13 protein-coding genes and 1 pseudogene are annotated in these 16,582 nt (G+C 50.8%); 8 read left to right on the top strand and 6 right to left on the bottom strand.

Translation table 11 applies throughout. The features are described 5' to 3' along the window. Nucleotides 1-3: 3 nt before the first annotated feature. Nucleotides 4-1,119 (bottom strand): Re/Si-specific NAD(P)(+) transhydrogenase subunit alpha, encoded by a 1,116-nt coding sequence (locus tag NB640_RS05135; RefSeq protein ID WP_269310114.1) that lies wholly within the window; start codon nt 1,117-1,119, stop codon nt 4-6. Between the two features lie 237 nt (nt 1,120-1,356). Here NB640_RS05135 and NB640_RS05130 point away from each other — a divergent pair, with 237 nt between their 5' ends. Together NB640_RS05130 and mnmA are read left to right on the top strand one after the other, a co-directional pair. Continuing rightward, entirely contained in the window at nt 1,357-1,839 is a 483-nt protein-coding gene (locus NB640_RS05130) for an NUDIX hydrolase (protein WP_269310113.1), read from the top strand. Beyond that, nucleotides 1,836-2,945 carry a tRNA 2-thiouridine(34) synthase MnmA gene (mnmA, locus tag NB640_RS05125; RefSeq protein WP_269310112.1) on the top strand — a complete coding sequence of 370 codons (1,110 nt, stop codon included), beginning with the start codon at nt 1,836-1,838 and terminating at the stop codon, nt 2,943-2,945. Before NB640_RS05130 ends, mnmA begins: the two co-directional genes overlap by 4 nt. A 13-nt stretch (nt 2,946-2,958) precedes the next feature. On the opposite strand, the gene NB640_RS05120 is transcribed toward mnmA, so the two are convergent. Further along, entirely contained in the window at nt 2,959-3,567 is a 609-nt protein-coding gene (locus NB640_RS05120; RefSeq protein WP_269310111.1) for a glutathione S-transferase N-terminal domain-containing protein, read from the bottom strand. Nucleotides 3,568-3,732: 165 nt separating this feature from the next. On the opposite strand from NB640_RS05120, the gene purB reads away from it, so the two are divergent. Genes purB through NB640_RS05105 form a run of 3 tightly spaced genes read left to right on the top strand, consistent with a single transcriptional unit; the run spans nt 3,733 to nt 6,723 of the window. Next, the gene (gene purB, locus NB640_RS05115) at nt 3,733-5,178 is read left to right on the top strand and encodes an adenylosuccinate lyase (protein ID WP_269310110.1); all 1,446 of its coding nucleotides are present in this window, start codon (nt 3,733-3,735) and stop codon (nt 5,176-5,178) included. Between the two features lie 28 nt (nt 5,179-5,206). Then, nucleotides 5,207-5,767, top strand: a complete 561-nt coding sequence (locus NB640_RS05110; RefSeq protein ID WP_269310109.1) for an acyloxyacyl hydrolase — start codon at nt 5,207-5,209, stop codon at nt 5,765-5,767. A gap of 53 nt (nt 5,768-5,820) precedes the next feature. After that, entirely contained in the window at nt 5,821-6,723 is a 903-nt protein-coding gene (locus tag NB640_RS05105) for an NAD(P)-dependent oxidoreductase (RefSeq protein WP_408637946.1), read from the top strand. 72 nt (nt 6,724-6,795) lie between these two features. Here the strand turns inward: NB640_RS05105 and NB640_RS05100 are convergent, their stop codons facing one another. From NB640_RS05100 to NB640_RS05090, 3 genes are all read right to left on the bottom strand, one after another. Next, nucleotides 6,796-7,998, bottom strand: a complete 1,203-nt coding sequence (locus tag NB640_RS05100; RefSeq protein ID WP_269310108.1) for a pyridoxal-phosphate-dependent aminotransferase family protein — start codon at nt 7,996-7,998, stop codon at nt 6,796-6,798. 165 nt (nt 7,999-8,163) lie between these two features. Then, a complete protein-coding gene (locus NB640_RS05095; RefSeq protein WP_269310106.1) occupies nt 8,164-9,189 on the bottom strand; it encodes a 2-dehydropantoate 2-reductase in 1,026 nt (341 codons plus the stop codon). Nucleotides 9,190-9,571: 382 nt separating this feature from the next. Beyond that, nucleotides 9,572-11,248 carry a formate--tetrahydrofolate ligase gene (locus tag NB640_RS05090; RefSeq protein WP_269310105.1) on the bottom strand — a complete coding sequence of 559 codons (1,677 nt, stop codon included), beginning with the start codon at nt 11,246-11,248 and terminating at the stop codon, nt 9,572-9,574. Between the two features lie 291 nt (nt 11,249-11,539). Here NB640_RS05090 and ffh point away from each other — a divergent pair, with 291 nt between their 5' ends. From ffh to tenA, 3 genes and pseudogenes are all read left to right on the top strand, one after another. Then, complete coding sequence (gene ffh, locus NB640_RS05085; protein WP_269310104.1) at nt 11,540-12,904, top strand: signal recognition particle protein; 1,365 nt, start codon at nt 11,540-11,542, stop codon at nt 12,902-12,904. A gap of 467 nt (nt 12,905-13,371) precedes the next feature. Next, nucleotides 13,372-13,851, top strand: a pseudogene (locus tag NB640_RS05080) (SWIB/MDM2 domain-containing protein); the annotation flags it as partial. A 158-nt stretch (nt 13,852-14,009) separates the two neighbouring features. Beyond that, on the top strand, nt 14,010-14,660 hold the full coding sequence (gene tenA, locus NB640_RS05075) for a thiaminase II (RefSeq protein ID WP_269310103.1): 651 nt from the start codon (nt 14,010-14,012) through the stop codon (nt 14,658-14,660). Between the two features lie 85 nt (nt 14,661-14,745). Here tenA and NB640_RS05070 read toward each other — a convergent pair whose 3' ends face one another. After that, a complete protein-coding gene (locus tag NB640_RS05070) occupies nt 14,746-16,479 on the bottom strand; it encodes a proline--tRNA ligase (RefSeq protein ID WP_269310101.1) in 1,734 nt (577 codons plus the stop codon). Between the last annotated feature and the right edge of the window lie 103 nt (nt 16,480-16,582).

The raw sequence follows: 16,582 nt of genomic DNA, 5'->3' as shown, positions 1-16,582 counted from the left end.
CTCCTATTTGCGAAATACCTCACCGTTGGCACACATGCGTGTGGCGGCAACGATTTCGTCTTCTAGATTAATAGCAAGGTTATTATCCTCATCCAGGATAAGGTTCAGAAAATCGAGCAGATTCCGGGCATAAAGCGCCGAGGCGTCTGCAGCGACAAAGGTGGCAAGGTTGGGAATGCCAATAATATGGACACCGTATCTGGTGACGGTTTTCCCCGGTTCGGAAAGGGTGCAGTTCCCTCCCTGTTCGACAGCCATATCGACAATGACAGAGCCGGGTTTCATGGATTTGACCATGTCGTCTGAAATCAGGATGGGCGCCTTTCTCCCGGGAATAAGCGCAGTAGTAATAATAATGTCAGCCTGTTTGGCCCGTTCATGAACCAGCGCTGCCTGTCGTTTCATCCAGGCTTCTGGCATTGGGCGAGCGTAGCCGCCAGCGCCCTGGGCGATTTCTCTTTCTTCATCGGTTTCATAAGGGACATCGATGAATTTGGCGCCGAGCGATTCCACCTGCTCTTTGACAGGAGGCCGCACATCCGATGCTTCAATGACGGCGCCCAGGCGCTTGGCTGTGGCAATCGCCTGTAATCCGGCCACACCGACGCCCATGATCAAAACGCGTGCCGCTTTCACTGTGCCAGCGGCTGTCATCAGCATCGGCATGAAGCGCTGATAGGTATCTGCCGCCATCACGACGGCTTTATAACCGGCGATGTTGGCCTGGGAGGAGAGGACATCAAGCGATTGGGCGCGCGATATCCTGGGTGCGGCTTCAAGCGAGAAGGCTGTCAGTCCCTGGGCAGCCATTTTCGTGATATTTTCTGCGTCAAAGGGATTGAGCATGCCAATCAGAACCGTGCCGGATTGCATGAGCGGCCGTTCTGTTTCGGTCGGCGCACGGACTTTCAGCACAATATCACTGGCAAAAGCCTCTGCCGCACTGCCCATTCGGGCGCCCGCTTCCTGATAAGCCGTATCAGGTATGCTTGAATTGATGCCTGCGCCCGTTTCGACAATGACCTGATGGTTTTTTGCCAGTAGTTTCCGAATGGTTTCCGGCGTGGCTGCCACACGGGTTTCACCTGCTATTGTCTCGGCGGGGATGCCGATTCTCATATACTTCTCCAAATAACTGAAAGGCTCTTTTTTAAAAAGCCTTTTATAATACACAATTTTTTGGCTGAAAAATCAAATGAATGCGAAAATAACATGCTGTTGAGACCGGAATTTACGCGCAAGGTTGCAGGGCAATCCGCATTTATTCCTCACAGGGATGCCGGCAGGATAAAAAATCCAGTCATATAAAAAAGTTAATAAATCAATACGTTAAAGTAGAGGCGGGACAGGAGCGCCATGTCTGAGATCTGGAGACCCTATATTGTTGTTGCTGCGGTTGTTGAGCGGGATGGCCGTTTTTTGCTCGTGGAAGAACAGGAAGCAAACGGGGTGCTGACGCTTAATCAGCCTGGCGGGCTGCTTGAGGCCGGGGAGTCACTGCAGCAGGCTGTTGTGCGTGAAGCGCTTGAGGAAAGCGCCTATGATTTTCACCCGGACGGTTTTCTGGGGACCTATCATCTGAATTACCGTATGCCGGATGGATCAGACGCCAGTTATATCCGTTTCGCTTTTACCGGAAGTCTGGGGATGTTGCACAACCGCCCGCTTGACCCGGACATCATACGGACAGTGTGGATGACAAGAGATGAGATGGCCGCCTGTCCCCAGCGTCATCGCAGTACGGTAGTGATGCAGTGTATTGACGACTATGTCACAGGACAAAAAGCGCCTTTATCCTATGTGTCACGGTACCAGTTTATTAACAGGGCAGTATCATGAGTCGAAAAAAAATCGTTATTGGCATGTCAGGTGGTGTGGATTCATCGGTTGCCGCCTGGCTGCTCAAGGAACAGGGTTATGACGTTGTCGGTCTTTTCATGAAAAACTGGGAAGATGATGACGATAATGCATTCTGTTCGGCCAGGCAGGATTGGTTGGATGCGGTGACAGTGGCCGATGTCATCGGGATTGATATTGAGGCAGTGAATTTTGCCGCCGAGTACAAGGAACGGGTATTTGCCGAATTTTTGCGGGAATACGAGGCGGGGCGTACGCCTAATCCTGATGTGCTGTGCAATGCTGAAATCAAGTTCAAGGCTTTTCTGGATCACGCCGTCTCACTGGGTGCCGAGCAGATTGCTACCGGGCATTATGCGCGGGTGCGTGAAAATAATGGCTTGTATGAACTGTTGAAAGCAAAAGATGCCAGCAAGGACCAGAGTTATTTTCTGCATCGCCTGAACCAGCAGCAGCTTTCGAAAACACTATTCCCGCTGGGTGAAATTCCGAAAACCGAGGTGCGCCGGATTGCAGAAAAGCTGGGCCTGCACAATGCGAAAAAGAAAGACTCGACCGGCATCTGTTTTATTGGTGAACGCCCTTTTCGTGCTTTCCTGAATCGTTATCTGTCATATGAACCCGGGCCAATCAAAACGCCGGATGGCGAGATCATCGGCGAACATGTCGGCCTGAGTTTTTATACAATCGGGCAGCGTAAAGGCATTGGAATCGGCGGCCTGAAGGCGCACAAGAAGGCCGATGGCACAAGCGATGCCTGGTATGTGGCAAAAAAGGATATTGCGGAAAACGTACTCTATGCCGTGCAGGGGCATGACCATCCCTGGCTGTTGTCTTCCGAGTTGCACGCAGGCCAGTCCAGTTGGATAGCCGGCATGTCACCCGATGAAGGGATGGTGGCAGTCAAGACGCGTTATCGACAACATGATGTGTCCTGTCAGCTCAGCCTGTCGGGCGACACGCAGTTTTCTGCCGGGTTTGAAGCGCCGCAATGGGCAGTGACCCCGGGGCAATCCGCCGTGTTTTACCAGGGCGAGGTTTGTCTGGGGGGTGGAATTATTGAAGGCAGCGTACCGGCATCAATCTGACGGGTTGCTGCTGTTATACCGGTATGGTTTCCTGAAAAGACGCGCGTTCTGACAGGCGTTCAAAAAGTCTGACCAAGTTTTCATAGTCGCTTTGCCAGTCAATTTGATCAAAACGGAAAGACAGCCAGCCCAGCGCACATCCAACAGCGATGTCGGCAAGAGAATAGGTGTTGTCGTGGCACCAGTTTTTTTCACCCAACTGCTGCGACATGGCTTTCAGCCCAGAGTGAACCTTGCCCAGTTGATGCTGGACCCATGCCGCACTTTGCTGTTCCTTCGGCCGTTTGGTTTCTTCCAGTCTTGCCAGCACAGCAGCATCCATGACGCCATCAGCCAGCGCTTCCCAGCATTTGACGTCAGCCCGTGCTCTTCCGCCGGGAGGGAAAAGTTTGCCAACCGGCGTGATGGTATCCAGGTATTCCACAATGACACTGGAGTCGTACAGTATTTTGCCGTCCTCCATAACCAGGCAGGGAACCTTGCCCAGCGGATTGAATTCACTTAATGTGCTGTCGGATGCACTCAGATCCTCAAGCAGGAAGACATAATCGATTTTTTTCTCGTTCAGAACAACGCGTACTTTTCGAACATAAGGACTGGTTGTTGTGCCAATCAGTTTCATGATAATTTGCGCTTACTCAGGATAAAAACAGGCTGCGATTATAGCATTGTGTTTGCCAAAAGATTTTCTGCCATGACGGGGAGTGCGGTTTTCTTCTAGCGTAATGATAAAATTACCAATTGTTTTCTGCTTACAGATGATTCTTTATTACTTGTGTTTTTTATAATGGAACTTTCCCCCTCTCCCGTTCTTTCTTCGCTTTCCGCACTTTCTCCGCTTGACGGGCGTTATGTCAGCAAAACGGACAACCTGCGTCCCATCCTGTCAGAAGCCGGCTTTATGCACTACCGGGTCAGGGTTGAGGTAATGTGGTTGCAGGCATTGTCACAGGCCGGTTTTGCCGAGATAACGCCTTTTTCCGATAAGGCAAAAGCATTTCTGGATGAACTGGTCAATCGTTTTTCCGTGAATGATGCTGCCCGCATCAAGGAAATTGAGGCGATTACCAACCATGATGTCAAGGCAGTCGAATACTGGCTGAAAGAGTCGCTTGGTCTAGGTCTGCCGCCAGAGTTGGCACAGCTGAACCCACGCGAGGTAAATGTTGATGCGGCGATAACAGCAGAATTGCAGGGAGCGGCGGAATTCATTCATTTTGCCTGCACGTCCGAAGATATCAACAATACCTCCCATGGCATGATGATCAAGGCGGCGAGAGACCAGGTGGTTTTGCCTGCCCTGGACGGGATCATTGACCGGTTGCGCGATCTGGCGCATCGTTATGCGGCGTTGTCGATGCTCTCGCGTACTCACGGGCAAACGGCCAGCCCGACGACACTGGGCAAGGAAATAGCGAATGTTGTTGCAAGATTACAACGCTCCAGAAAAAAAATTACAGTCGTTGAAATCCTGGGGAAAATGAATGGGGCGGTAGGCAATTACAATGCCCACCTGTCGGCATACCCTGATTTTAACTGGGAAAGCTTCGCAAGGGAGGTAGTGGAAAAGCGGCTTGGCCTGACTTTCAGCCAGTACACCATCCAGATAGAGCCGCATGATTACATAGCGGAATTGTTTGATGCTATTGCGCGAACCAATACAATTCTTATAGACTTGAATAGGGATATCTGGAGTTACATTTCTCTGGGCTATTTCAAACAGATAACCAGACCCGGAGAAATCGGTTCCAGCACCATGCCGCACAAGGTGAATCCGATTGATTTTGAAAATTCGGAAGGCAACCTTGGGCTGGCTAATGCGCTGTTGCGGCATATGGCTGAGAAGCTGCCGATTTCACGATGGCAACGTGATCTGACGGACTCAACTGTATTGCGCAATATTGGCATGGCGCTTGGTTATACGGTGCTGGCTTATGACAGTTGTCTGCGCGGGCTGAACAAGCTGGAGGTCAATGCGGAAAAAATTGCCGCAGATCTTCAGGACGCGTGGGAAGTTCTCGCTGAACCGGTGCAGACAGTCATGCGCCGGTATGGCATAGAAAACCCGTATGAGCGTTTGAAAGAACTGACGCGCGGCAGGGGAATTACCAGGCAGGAACTGCATGAATTCATTGCAGGGCTTGAATTGCCTGAAGCGGTAAAAAAAGAACTGATGGCAATGACGCCTGCATCATATACAGGACTTGCCTCAACACTGGCAGAGCAGATTTAGAGTCAACTTGGTTAAGGAAAGGTGGGTTATGAACTTTTTGAAACGCGGCGCCATCGCACTGGTAGCCGGACTGGCATTTTTTGCCGTTCAGGGTACGAGTCATGCGGTTGACCTGACACCGGACAGCGTGTCGCTTGAAGTGGGTATGGGTGAAGATGATCTGGTTGTCACCCGTGTCGGTCTGCAATGGGACTGGAACCAGCACTGGTTCAATTCCAACGGCACAAGCCTTGATGGGTATTTTGACCTGAATGCCGCCTGGTGGCATGCGTCAGACTGGAAAGACAAGGATGAAGACAAGGAAATTGCCGTTGTCGGTCTGACACCGGTTTTCCGCTTCATGAAAACCGACAAAAAAGGTCCATATATTGAAGGTGGTGTTGGTGTCGCTTTCTTCTCAAAGGTATACAACAATGCCGGTAACAACATGGGTATTTCCTTCCAGTTTACCGAACATCTGGGTGTGGGCTATGTCTTTGACAACAATATTGACCTTGGTCTGAGAGTGCAGCACTATTCCAATGCCGGTATTGGTTCTCACAACAGTGGTGAAAACCTGCTGATGTTGAGGGCGGCGTATCGCTGGTAATCCGGTTTTACCGTATTATCCAATAACCTACCTACCATTGTGACGGGCCAGGCTTGACGAAAGAAAATCTGCCGCAGATTTCTTTTTTCGGAACCGGTTTAATGGGATTGCCCATGGCATCCCTGATCAGCCTGGCCGGTTATCCTCTTACTGCCTGGAACCGTACACGCGCAAAAGCCGAACCCCTGCTAGGGGTTGGTGCGCGGATTGCCGATATGCCGGATGCGGCGCGTTCTGCGGATATTGTGATTACCATGCTCGAAGACGGGCCTGTTGTCCTTCAGGTAATCACTTCCATACTTCCCTTGTTGCGGCCTGGCACACTTGTGATTGACATGAGTTCCACCAGGCAGTCCGAAGCCTTGCAAATTCACGATTTGCTTAAAAAACACCATGTTTCCTTTCTGGATGCACCGGTTTCCGGTGGTGTGCTGGGAGCCGAAGCCGGAACGCTGGCTATCATGGCGGGTGGTGCCCTGTCCGATTTTGAGCGAGCCGAGCCGGTATTGAAAATAATGGGGCATCCGACACGGGTCGGGCCTGCCGGGTGCGGGCAGCTCGCCAAGCTGTGCAATCAGTTGATTGTCGGAGGCACCATCAGTATTGTTGCAGAGGCGTTACTCCTGGCGCAGGCCGGGGGGGCTGACCCGGCAGCTGTAAGAGCGGCGATCAGAGGAGGCTTCGCCGAAAGCCGCATCCTTGAGGTTCATGGCCAGCGCATGCTGGATCGTAACTTTGTTCCTGGTGGGCAGGTCAAAAGCCAGGTAAAAGATATGGACAATATCCTCGCCGCAGCAAGGGATGCCGGACTGCGATTACCGGTTACCTCACTGGTTACCGATCTGTATCACCATATTCAGGAGACGTTTGCCAATGCGGATCAGGCGGCAGCGCTGTTGGCACTGGAGGCATTGAACCCGGGCAAGCGTCTGGGTGCATCAGACGATCAGTTCTAGTTCTGAGAAAACAGTGCGTAAAAAAGCCCGGAAAGCAGTCGCTTCCGGGCTTTTCTATTTGATTGCAGCCGCTTATTTTTGAGCAGCGTAAACCTTGAGTGCAGCGGCCTCCGCAGCACCAGCGTTGACAGCATAGCCTTTTCTGGCAAGCACTGAACCTAACGCGGACAGGCACAATATGACACTTTCCTTCTGGGCAGTATAACCCATCAGGCCAACGCGCCAGACTTTACCAGCCAGGGGACCCAGGCCTGCGCCGATTTCCAGATTGAATTCATTTAAGAGTTCCTGCCTGACAGCGGCTTCATCAATACCTTCAGGTATCGTAACCAGATTCATCTGTGGCAGACGGCTTTCTTCCTTGACCACAAATTGCAATCCCAATACATCGAACCCTGCTTTCAGTGCCTGGTGATGCAAGGTATGGCGTGCCCAGGCATTTTCAAGCCCTTCTTCCTTGACCATAACCATTGCTTCATGCAGACCATAAAGCGCATTGACCGGCGCAGTGTGATGGTAAGTGCGGGCCGTATTACCCCAGTAGTTCAGGATCAGATTCAAATCCATGAACCAGCTTTGCACTTTGTCTTTCCGCTTGGTAACGTAGTCAACAGCCCTTTCGGAAAACGTTACCGGGGAAAGGCCTGGCGCGCAGGAAAGACATTTTTGCGTCCCGGAATAAACCGCATCCAGTTCCCATTCATCCACCAGCACCGGACATCCGCCCAGCGAAGTAACCGTATCCACAATGACCATGGCATCATGCTTGTGCGCAATTTGTGCCAGCAGTTTGGCATCTGATTCACAGCCGGTCGAGGTTTCAGCATGAACAAAAGCGACGATCCTGGCATCAGGATTTTTCTTCAGCGCATCTTCCACCTTGTTCGGGTCGACCGGCTCACCCCAGGTGTCATCAATGATGACAGGGATGCCGCGAGAACGCTCAACGTTTTCGATCATACGGCCACCAAAGACGCCGTTGCGGCAGACGATGACTTTGTCACCAGGAGAAACCATATTCACAAAACAGTTTTCCATGCCGACAGAACCCGGGCCGGAAATAGGATAAGTCAGCGGGTTTTTGGTTTGAAATCCGTAACGTAACAGGACTTTCAGCTCCTCCATCATGCCGGCAAAAGCCGGATCAAGGTGACCGATGACCGGCAGGCTCATGGCTGACAGTACGCGGGGATTGATGTTAGAAGGGCCTGGTCCCATCAGGGTACGTTGAGGCGGAGTAAATGATGTAATTTTGTCGAGGGATGGCGCTACCATGATTTTTGTCTCTATAAGGGTTGAATTGATTGATCATGCTGTTCAAAGAACAACAGACGGAAATGTCCCAAGGAGTTATTTTCCCTCATTTTTGAGGCTTTGGGTAAATTATTAACCCCTGTTGTGCCTTATTCACAACAGGGGCAAAAATCCTTTTTGTCAGCGTTAGTGTGCTGAAGAAGGGTTTTCACCCTCAAGGCGAACGCGTCCTTTTTCTTCATCCATGGTTTTGGCCAGCAACTTGACCAGTGCATAAACGGTATTGATGTGAGGAGTGGCGGTATGGGTGATTCTCCCCAGCTCCACAACCGAGCCCACCAATGCATCAATTTCCGGCTCACGTCCGGCCTCCACGTCCTGCAGCATGGAGGTTTTGTGCTTGCCGACTTTTTCAGCACCCTGAATGCGTTTTTCAAGCGGCACACGGAATTCAATGCCGAGTTTATTGGCAATACGCTGTGCTTCGATCATCATGTCGCCAGCGAGTTCCCGTGTCAGCGGGTACTGGCAGATGTCCACGAGCGTGGAATGAGCCAGTGAACTGATGGGATTGAAAGTCAGGTTGCCCCACAGCTTGAGCCAGATTTCAGAACGGATGTTTTCCAGGATCGGCGCCTTGAAACCGGCCTTGATAAAGGAGTCAGCAACTTTTTGAACCCGCTCCGTAACAGTACCATCCAATTCGCCAACGGGGAAACGATCACCTTCAATATGCCGGATGACACCAGGCGCAATCAGTTCAGAAGCAGGGTAGACAACACAGCCCAGCACCCGGTCAGCCGGAATCTTGGCCGAGATCTGGCCTGTCGGGTCAACACTTTGAATACGGGCGCCTTCATAGGGGCCGCCGTGCTTGTGAAAATACCAGTAAGGGATACCGTTTTGCATGGTGACAACGACGGTGTCAGGCCCAAAAAGTTTGGGCACATCGTTCACAACAGACTCAACCTGATGGGCTTTCATGGCCAGGATGACAACATCCACCGGCCCTACCTCATCATAGTCGTTTGTGGCTTTTACGTCTTTTGCGACAAGCTCGGTGCCATCATTCATGATGAGCTTTACGCCATTTTTCCTGATGGTATCGAGGTTGGCCCCCCGTACGATGAAGGTGACATCCTCTCCAGCCAAAGCCAGCTTGACGCCTACATAGCCTCCAATCGCACCAGCACCAATAATCGCATATTTCATTTTTTATCCTCTTGAGTGTATTTCCGGCGACTTAAATGAGGGTTTGATCATTTCCTTTCCGGTACCTTTTGAGTCCGGCTTGCCGCTCTTTTTATTGCGTTTTTCGTTTTTTATTTCCTTTTTGGTGTATTTCCTATCCTTTTCAGGATAAACCATTTTCTCCCATGCTTACGGCCCTGCAGGCAATAAAACTTCAACTCGTTGCCTAAAAACGACACATTAGAGGAATGGCCTGCTGAAAACAGTTTTCTGGTTCCAGCCTTCGCTTTCTTAATTCTTAAAAACAGCCGAGAACAACTCATCAGCATGTGCTTTGAGCATGCTGATGAGTTATCTTAAACTTTGATTAAAATGCATGAAAACTATAGTTTACACAATTTCTCTAGAACAAGCCGACAATTCTTCCTTCGGAATCCACATCAATCATGTTGGATGATGGTACTCTCGGCAGCCCGGGCATTGTCATGATGGCATCGCCGCATACCATCACGATAAATTCCGCACCGGCGGCAAGCTGGACGTCACGAATGGCAACAGAGTGGCCTGTTGGGGCACCACGCAGGGCTGGATCAGTTGAGAAAGAGTATTGGGTTTTTGCAACACAGATCGGGTAGGAGCCATATCCATCATCTTCCAGCTTTCTGATCTGGGCGCGAACCCTGCTGTCGGCCATAATGTCCCGTGCGCCATACAGCTTGGTGGCAATGGCCGTCATCTTGTTCCACAGCGAGTCATTTTCTTCGTAGACAAATTTGAAGTTCGATGGCGTGGTTTCAACCATGTTGATAACCGCATGGGCCAGTTCTTCGCCGCCTTTTCCGCCTTCTGCCCAGTGCCGGGAGACGACAACCGGCGCGCCCTGGGTTGCCATTTTGTCCTGGAGAAGCTTGATTTCCGCATCCGTATCCAGCGTAAAGTGGTTGATTGCCACAATACAGGGCAGGCCATAATGATTGCGGATGTTGTTAACGTGGCGTTCCAGATTGGCAATGCCTTTTTCAAGGGCTGACAGATTTTCCTGGTTAAGGTCGGGCAATTCCACACCACCATGATATTTCAGTGCGCGGACGGTCGCTACGACAACGGCGCAATCCGGTTTGAAGCCGGATTTGCGGCAAACAATGTCAACAAATTTTTCTGCGCCCAGATCAGCGCCGAAACCGGCTTCGGTGACGACATAATCAGAAAGTTTGAGGGCCGCTGAGGTGGCGATAACCGAATTGGTACCTGTTGCGATATTGGCAAACGGGCCGCCATGAATAAAGGCGGGATTGTTTTCCAGGGTTTGTACCATGTTGGGCTTGATGGCATCTTTCAGAAGGGCAGCCATGGCACCATGTGCTTTCAGATCGCTCGCCAGGACAGGGCGAAGGTCGCGGGTATAGCCAATGACAATACGGCCCAGGCGGTCTTTCAGGTCTTCCAGTCCGGTTGCCAGGCAGAAAATAGCCATGACTTCAGAAGCAACAGCAATATCAAATCCGTCAGAACGGGGGAAACCATTGCCGGGTCCACCGAGACCAACCGTGACATCACGCAGTGCACGGTCATTCATGTCAACCACACGCTTCCACACGATACGGCGGGCGTCAATGCCGAGTTCGTTGCCATGGTGAATGTGGTTGTCGATCAGTGCGGCGAGCAGATTGTTGGCCAGGCTGACCGCACTGATGTCGCCAGTGAAATGCAGGTTGATGTCTTCCATCGGGACAACCTGTGCGTATCCACCGCCGGCCGCTCCCCCTTTCATGCCAAAGACAGGGCCCATTGAAGGCTCGCGCAGGCAGATCATGGATTTTTTGCCGATACGGTTTAATGCGTCGCCAAGGCCGATGGTTGTTGTTGTCTTGCCTTCGCCGGCAGGGGTGGGGTTGATTGCGGTTACCAGGATCAGCTTGCCATTGGGCCTGTCTTTCAGGGTTTCCAGAAACTCCAGAGAAATTTTTGCCTTGTAGTAGCCATACGGCTCCATGTACTCTTCATCAATATCGAAACGCTGTGCAACCTGGCCGATGCGCAGCATCTTCGCTCTTTGAGCAATTGCAATATCTGTTGTCATTCTGGGATCTCTCTTTCACTGGAAGTTGCATTAATTTCAGGTTTATCTTCCATTGTAGATGATCCAAACAGTGCTTCGCAACAAAAACTGCCCGCAGTTTTTTTCTGTTTTCGGTGCAAGAAAAAATTGTTTTTCCGTTCAAGGCGGTATGGCGCTTTTATCAAATAAAGTATCAGCTTGGCATGAGGGCGCCATTTTTATGCCGCGCTGAATATCGGGATACGATTACAATACGATATGCGGGAAAATGCCCTGAATCTGTTTTTTTGACCTTTTATTGATTGAAACAATATGCTGGATAATCTGACACAACGGCTGGCCAAAGTGGTTAAAACGATGCGCGGAGAGGCGCGTCTGACAGAGGCCAATACAACAGAGATGTTGCGGGAAATACGTCTTGCCCTGCTGGAGGCCGATGTGGCTTTGCCCGTCGTGCGCGATTTCATCAGCCGCGTGCGGGAAAAGGCGATGGGTGAAGACGTGATTGGTTCGCTCACACCGGGGCAGGCACTGGTTGGTGTGGTTCAGCAGGAACTGGCCGATATCATGGGAGCTGACCTGGGCAAGGAGGCAACCCGGCTGAATTTTGCCACCCAGCCTCCGGCGGTCATTCTGATGGCCGGTTTGCAGGGGGTGGGTAAAACAACAACGGTTGGCAAACTGGCGCGATACCTCACAGGGGAAACCAGGAAAAAGGTGCTGACCGTTTCTACCGACGTCTACCGGCCGGCGGCAATCAAGCAGCTTGAAACCGTGTCGCAGCAGGCCGGGGTGGATTTTTATGCGTCGGAATCATCGGCAAAGCCGGTTGAGATAGCAAAAGCGGCGCTTGACCATGCCCGGCGCCATTACCATGATGTGCTGATCATTGATACGGCCGGCCGACTGGGTATTGACGAAGAAATGATGCAGGAAATTGCCGCCCTGCATGAAGCGGTAACTCCTATAGAAACGCTCTTTGTTGTGGATGCGATGCTGGGACAGGATGCGGTCAATGTTGCCCGTACCTTTAATGAGGCGCTGCCGCTGACAGGTATTGTGCTGACTAAGCTCGATGGTGATGCGCGGGGTGGTGCGGCATTGTCGGTGCGTCACATTACAGGCAAACCGATCAAGTTTGCCGGTGTTTCGGAAAAGCTCGATGGCCTGGAGGTGTTTGATCCTGCCCGAATGGCCAACCGGATTTTGGGTATGGGAGATATTCTTGCGCTTGTTGAAGAGGCCAGGAAAACGGTTGATATTCAGGCCGCACAGGATCTTGAGAAAAAACTCAGAAGCGGGGGGCGTTTTGACCTGAATGATTTCAAGGTGCAGTTGACACAGATGCAGAGTATGGGGGGACTTTCGGGATTTCTCGGAAAAATGCCGGCACAGTTTCAACAGGCAGCGCAACATGCCAATATGGATCAGGCCAACCGGCACGTCCGCCGCATGGAAGGTATTATCAATTCCATGACACCAGCAGAGCGGAGAAGACCCGACATCATCAAGGCGGCAAGAAAAAGGCGTATTGCTGCGGGAGCTGGTGTGCAGGTGCAGGAGGTAAACCGGATGCTTTCCCAGTATGAACAGATGCAGTCCATGATGAAAAAAATGAAAAGTGGCGGCATGATGAAAATGATGAGAAGTATGAAGGGCATGATGCCGGGTATGTAGTGACCATTTCCCAGAGGGATTGATGGTTTTTTTCGTGTAAAAAATAAAAAAATCTTCTATTTTTAAATTTTTTTATCTATGAGAGTGTTGTATAAAAACAGCGTTTTCTCCTCTGAAAACAACGTTTTTTACTGAATATTGACAAATAAACGACAATTTTCCAGGAAAAACGTAAAAAAACTTGCCATACGCCTGATTTACCACCTATATTTCCTCATGCAAGTTCCCTATATGTTTTTGTTTTTATGAGGCGAGAAATGGCTACAACAAAAAAACCTGCAGCAAAAGCACCAGCCAAAAAAGCTGCTCCCGCAAAAAAAGCCGCTCCTGCTAAAAAGGCAGCCGCTCCAGCCAAAAAAGCAGCAGCAAAACCTGCAGCCAAGAAAGCAGCTCCGGCGAAGAAAGCTGCACCAGCTAAAAAGGCAGCTCCAGAAAAGAAAGCAGCGCCTGCTAAGAAAGCAGTTGCAGCCAAGAAGCCGGCAGCAAAACCTGCAGCCAAGAAAGCAGCTCCGGCGAAGAAAGCTGCACCAGCTACGAAAGCTGCACCAGCTAAGAAAGCTGCACCAGCTAAGAAAGCAACTGCAGCCAAGAAGCCAGCAGCAAAACCTGCTGCAAAAGTTGCTGCGAAAAAGCCTGCTGTCAAGAAAGCGGCTGTTAAAAAGCCTGCTGCTAAAAAGAAAGCCCCGGCAAAAAAGCGCACACCTAATGCTGCTTTCATGAAGCCGATGACACCATCCGCTGCACTGGGTGCCGTGATTGGTTCCAATCCACTGCCACGCACAGAAGTGACGAAGAACGTGTGGGACTATATCAAGAAAAACAATCTGCAAGACAAGAACAATCGTCGCATGATCAATGCAGATGACAAACTGAAACCTGTTTTTGGCGGTAAAAAACAGGTTTCCATGTTTGAAATGACCAAGCTGGTTTCAGGCCATCTGAAATAATCAGCGGAGCAGATAGTGGGGCATCCTGCTGATGCCCGCTTTCTCGCCAACAATCTGTTCTCACCTTAGCCTGTAACTTTACAGACTAAGGGTGTTTTTTTTCCTCATTTTCTGCGCCTGGTATTATCAGGCCTGTCTATTCATTTTCAGGTGACATTATGTCGTTGACACAAAAACTTTTCAGTGATGTTCAGCCGTTACTGCGTACGATTTGCGATCATCCCTTCAATACTGCTTTATGCAATGGCACCCTGGCCAGGGATAAATTTATTTATTACATGCAGCAGGACAGTCTTTACCTGATTGATTATGCGCGTGCGCTTGCGATGGTTGGCGCACGTTTTACGACGGAAAAGGATGTCGCCCTGCTGCTGGATTTTTCCCAGGGAGCATTGATTGCAGAAAGGGGATTGCATGAGCATTATTTCCAGTTTTTTGAGGTCACGCCGACAATGAAGAAAGGGCCGGCGTGCATGATGTATACCTCTTATCTGGTTGAGCGTGCCGCTACGGCCAATCTGGGAGAGGCTTTTGCGGCAATTTTGCCATGTTTCTGGATTTATAACGAGGTCGGCAAGGATATCGTCAAGCGGAGTCAGTCTCCCAATCCTTATGAAAAGTGGATTGAGGTTTATTCCGGTGATGAGTTTACCGAGGCAGTGAATCAGGCGGTTGCACTGACAGACAGGCTGGCTGAAGAGTCTGGTCGCGCAGAGCGTGAAAAAATGACAGAAGCCTTCATGATTTCCAGCAAGATGGAGTATTGCTTCTGGGATGACGCTGAACATCGTCGCCAATGGCCGGTATAAACTGATCGGCTTTCCCGGATGGAAAAAAGGCATTTCATCTCTGAAATGCCTTTTTTATTTTGCACGGCTGATATGTGCGTATGGATTACATTGCCAGTTTCTTCTGTATGAAATCCATGATTTCAGCCTGGGGAACTGTGGTGGCCGCGTCATCACGCCTTCCCTGATATTCCAGCATGTTTTCTTTAAGCCCGCGCTCGCCAATCACAACACGATGCGGAACGCCAATCAGTTCCCAGTCGGCAAACATGACACCCGGGCGTTCTCCCCGATCATCCAGAATGGCGTCAATTCCGGCCTCAAGCAATCCGGCCAGCAGGTCATCAGTGGTTTTTCTGACCAGTTCGCTCCGCTCGTAACCCATCGGGCAAAGCACAATATCGAACGGCGCGATGGGCAAAGGCCAGATGATGCCGCGCTCATCGTTGTTCTGTTCGATTGCGGCTCCCATGATCCGGGTGACACCAATGCCATAACATCCCATCTGCATGAATTGGGATTTGCCGTTTTCATCCAGGAAGGTGGCATTCATGTCAGATGAATAATGGGTGCCGAGCTGGAATACATGGCCGACTTCAATGCCGCGTAAAATGGCCAGTGTGCCTTTCCCGTCCGGTGACAGATCACCTTCCACGACATTGCGGAAATCCATGATGACTGGAGGAAGCGGGACATCCCGATCCCAGTTGACACCAGTCAGATGGTGGTCAACTTCATTGGCGCCGCAGATAAAGTCTCCCATGACCGTAACGGTATGATCGGCATAGACCGCAATTCCCGGTTTCTTGTCGAGGCCGACAGGACCCAGATACCCGGATGGGGTGCCAGTGTACTGAACAATTTCATCTTCTGCTGCAAAACGGAACGGGCCAATGATTTTCTGTGTCTTGATTTCATTGAGATCATGATCTCCCCGCAGGAGAATGACCGCAAAGCGATCCGGTGCATCCTCTGCTGCATCCAGACGAATGGCGGCAATGACCTTGACGGATTTTTCGAGCGGCATATTCAGGAAAGCGGTGACATCCTCACAGGATTTTTTTCCTGGGGTGAGCACTTTTTGCATGGCCTCAGCCGGGGCTGGGCGCACGTCTGAAGGCGGCAGTGATTCAGCTGCCTCCATGTTGGCGGCATAATCCGATGTCGGACAATAGACCAGCGCATCTTCGCCTGTTTCGGCAATGACATGAAATTCATGCGAACCGGTTCCCCCGATGGTGCCGTTATCAGCCGCCACCGAACGGAAATGCAATCCGATGCGGGTAAATATCCGGGTGTAGGTGTCAAACATGATCTGGTAGGATTTTTCCATGCCTTCGACATGCCGGTCAAAAGAATAGGCATCTTTCATGGTGAATTCCCGGCCGCGCATCAGGCCGAAGCGGGGACGTCTTTCATCCCGGAATTTTGTCTGGATATGGTAGAAATTGACGGGCATCTGGCGATAGGAATTGATCACGCTTCGGGCAATATCTGTCACCACCTCTTCAGATGTCGGCTGAATGATAAAGTCCCGTCCGTGGCGATCCTTGATGCGCAGCAGTTCGGGGCCATATTTTTCCCAGCGTCCGGTTTCCTGCCAGAGTTCGGCTGGCTGCACGAGTGGCATGAGGAGTTCAACCGCGCCGGAACGGTTCATTTCCTCACGGATGATCTTTTCGATTTTCCTGATAATACGCAAGCCTAACGGCATGTAGGTATAGATGCCGGATCCCAGACGACGTATCATGCCGGTGCGCATCATGAGCTTGTGGCTGATGATTTCTGCATCGGCAGGCGCTTCTTTTAAAGTGCTGATAAAAAATTGTGATGCACGCATGACAGTGAATTCTTTATTCAAGGAGGTTATAATTTGTAAGATTCTAAAGGATTCGCTGGCCGATGCGTTCAGACTTTCCGGAATCAGCAGAAAAATGATGTGT

Origin of the sequence: Oxalobacter vibrioformis, from assembly GCF_027118995.1 — a bacterium.
In the GTDB taxonomy this organism is placed as follows: Bacteria; Pseudomonadota; Gammaproteobacteria; order Burkholderiales; family Burkholderiaceae_D; genus Oxalobacter; species Oxalobacter vibrioformis.
Note: the sequence above shows the minus strand (reverse complement) of the source record. Positions and strands in the feature narration are given on the sequence as shown.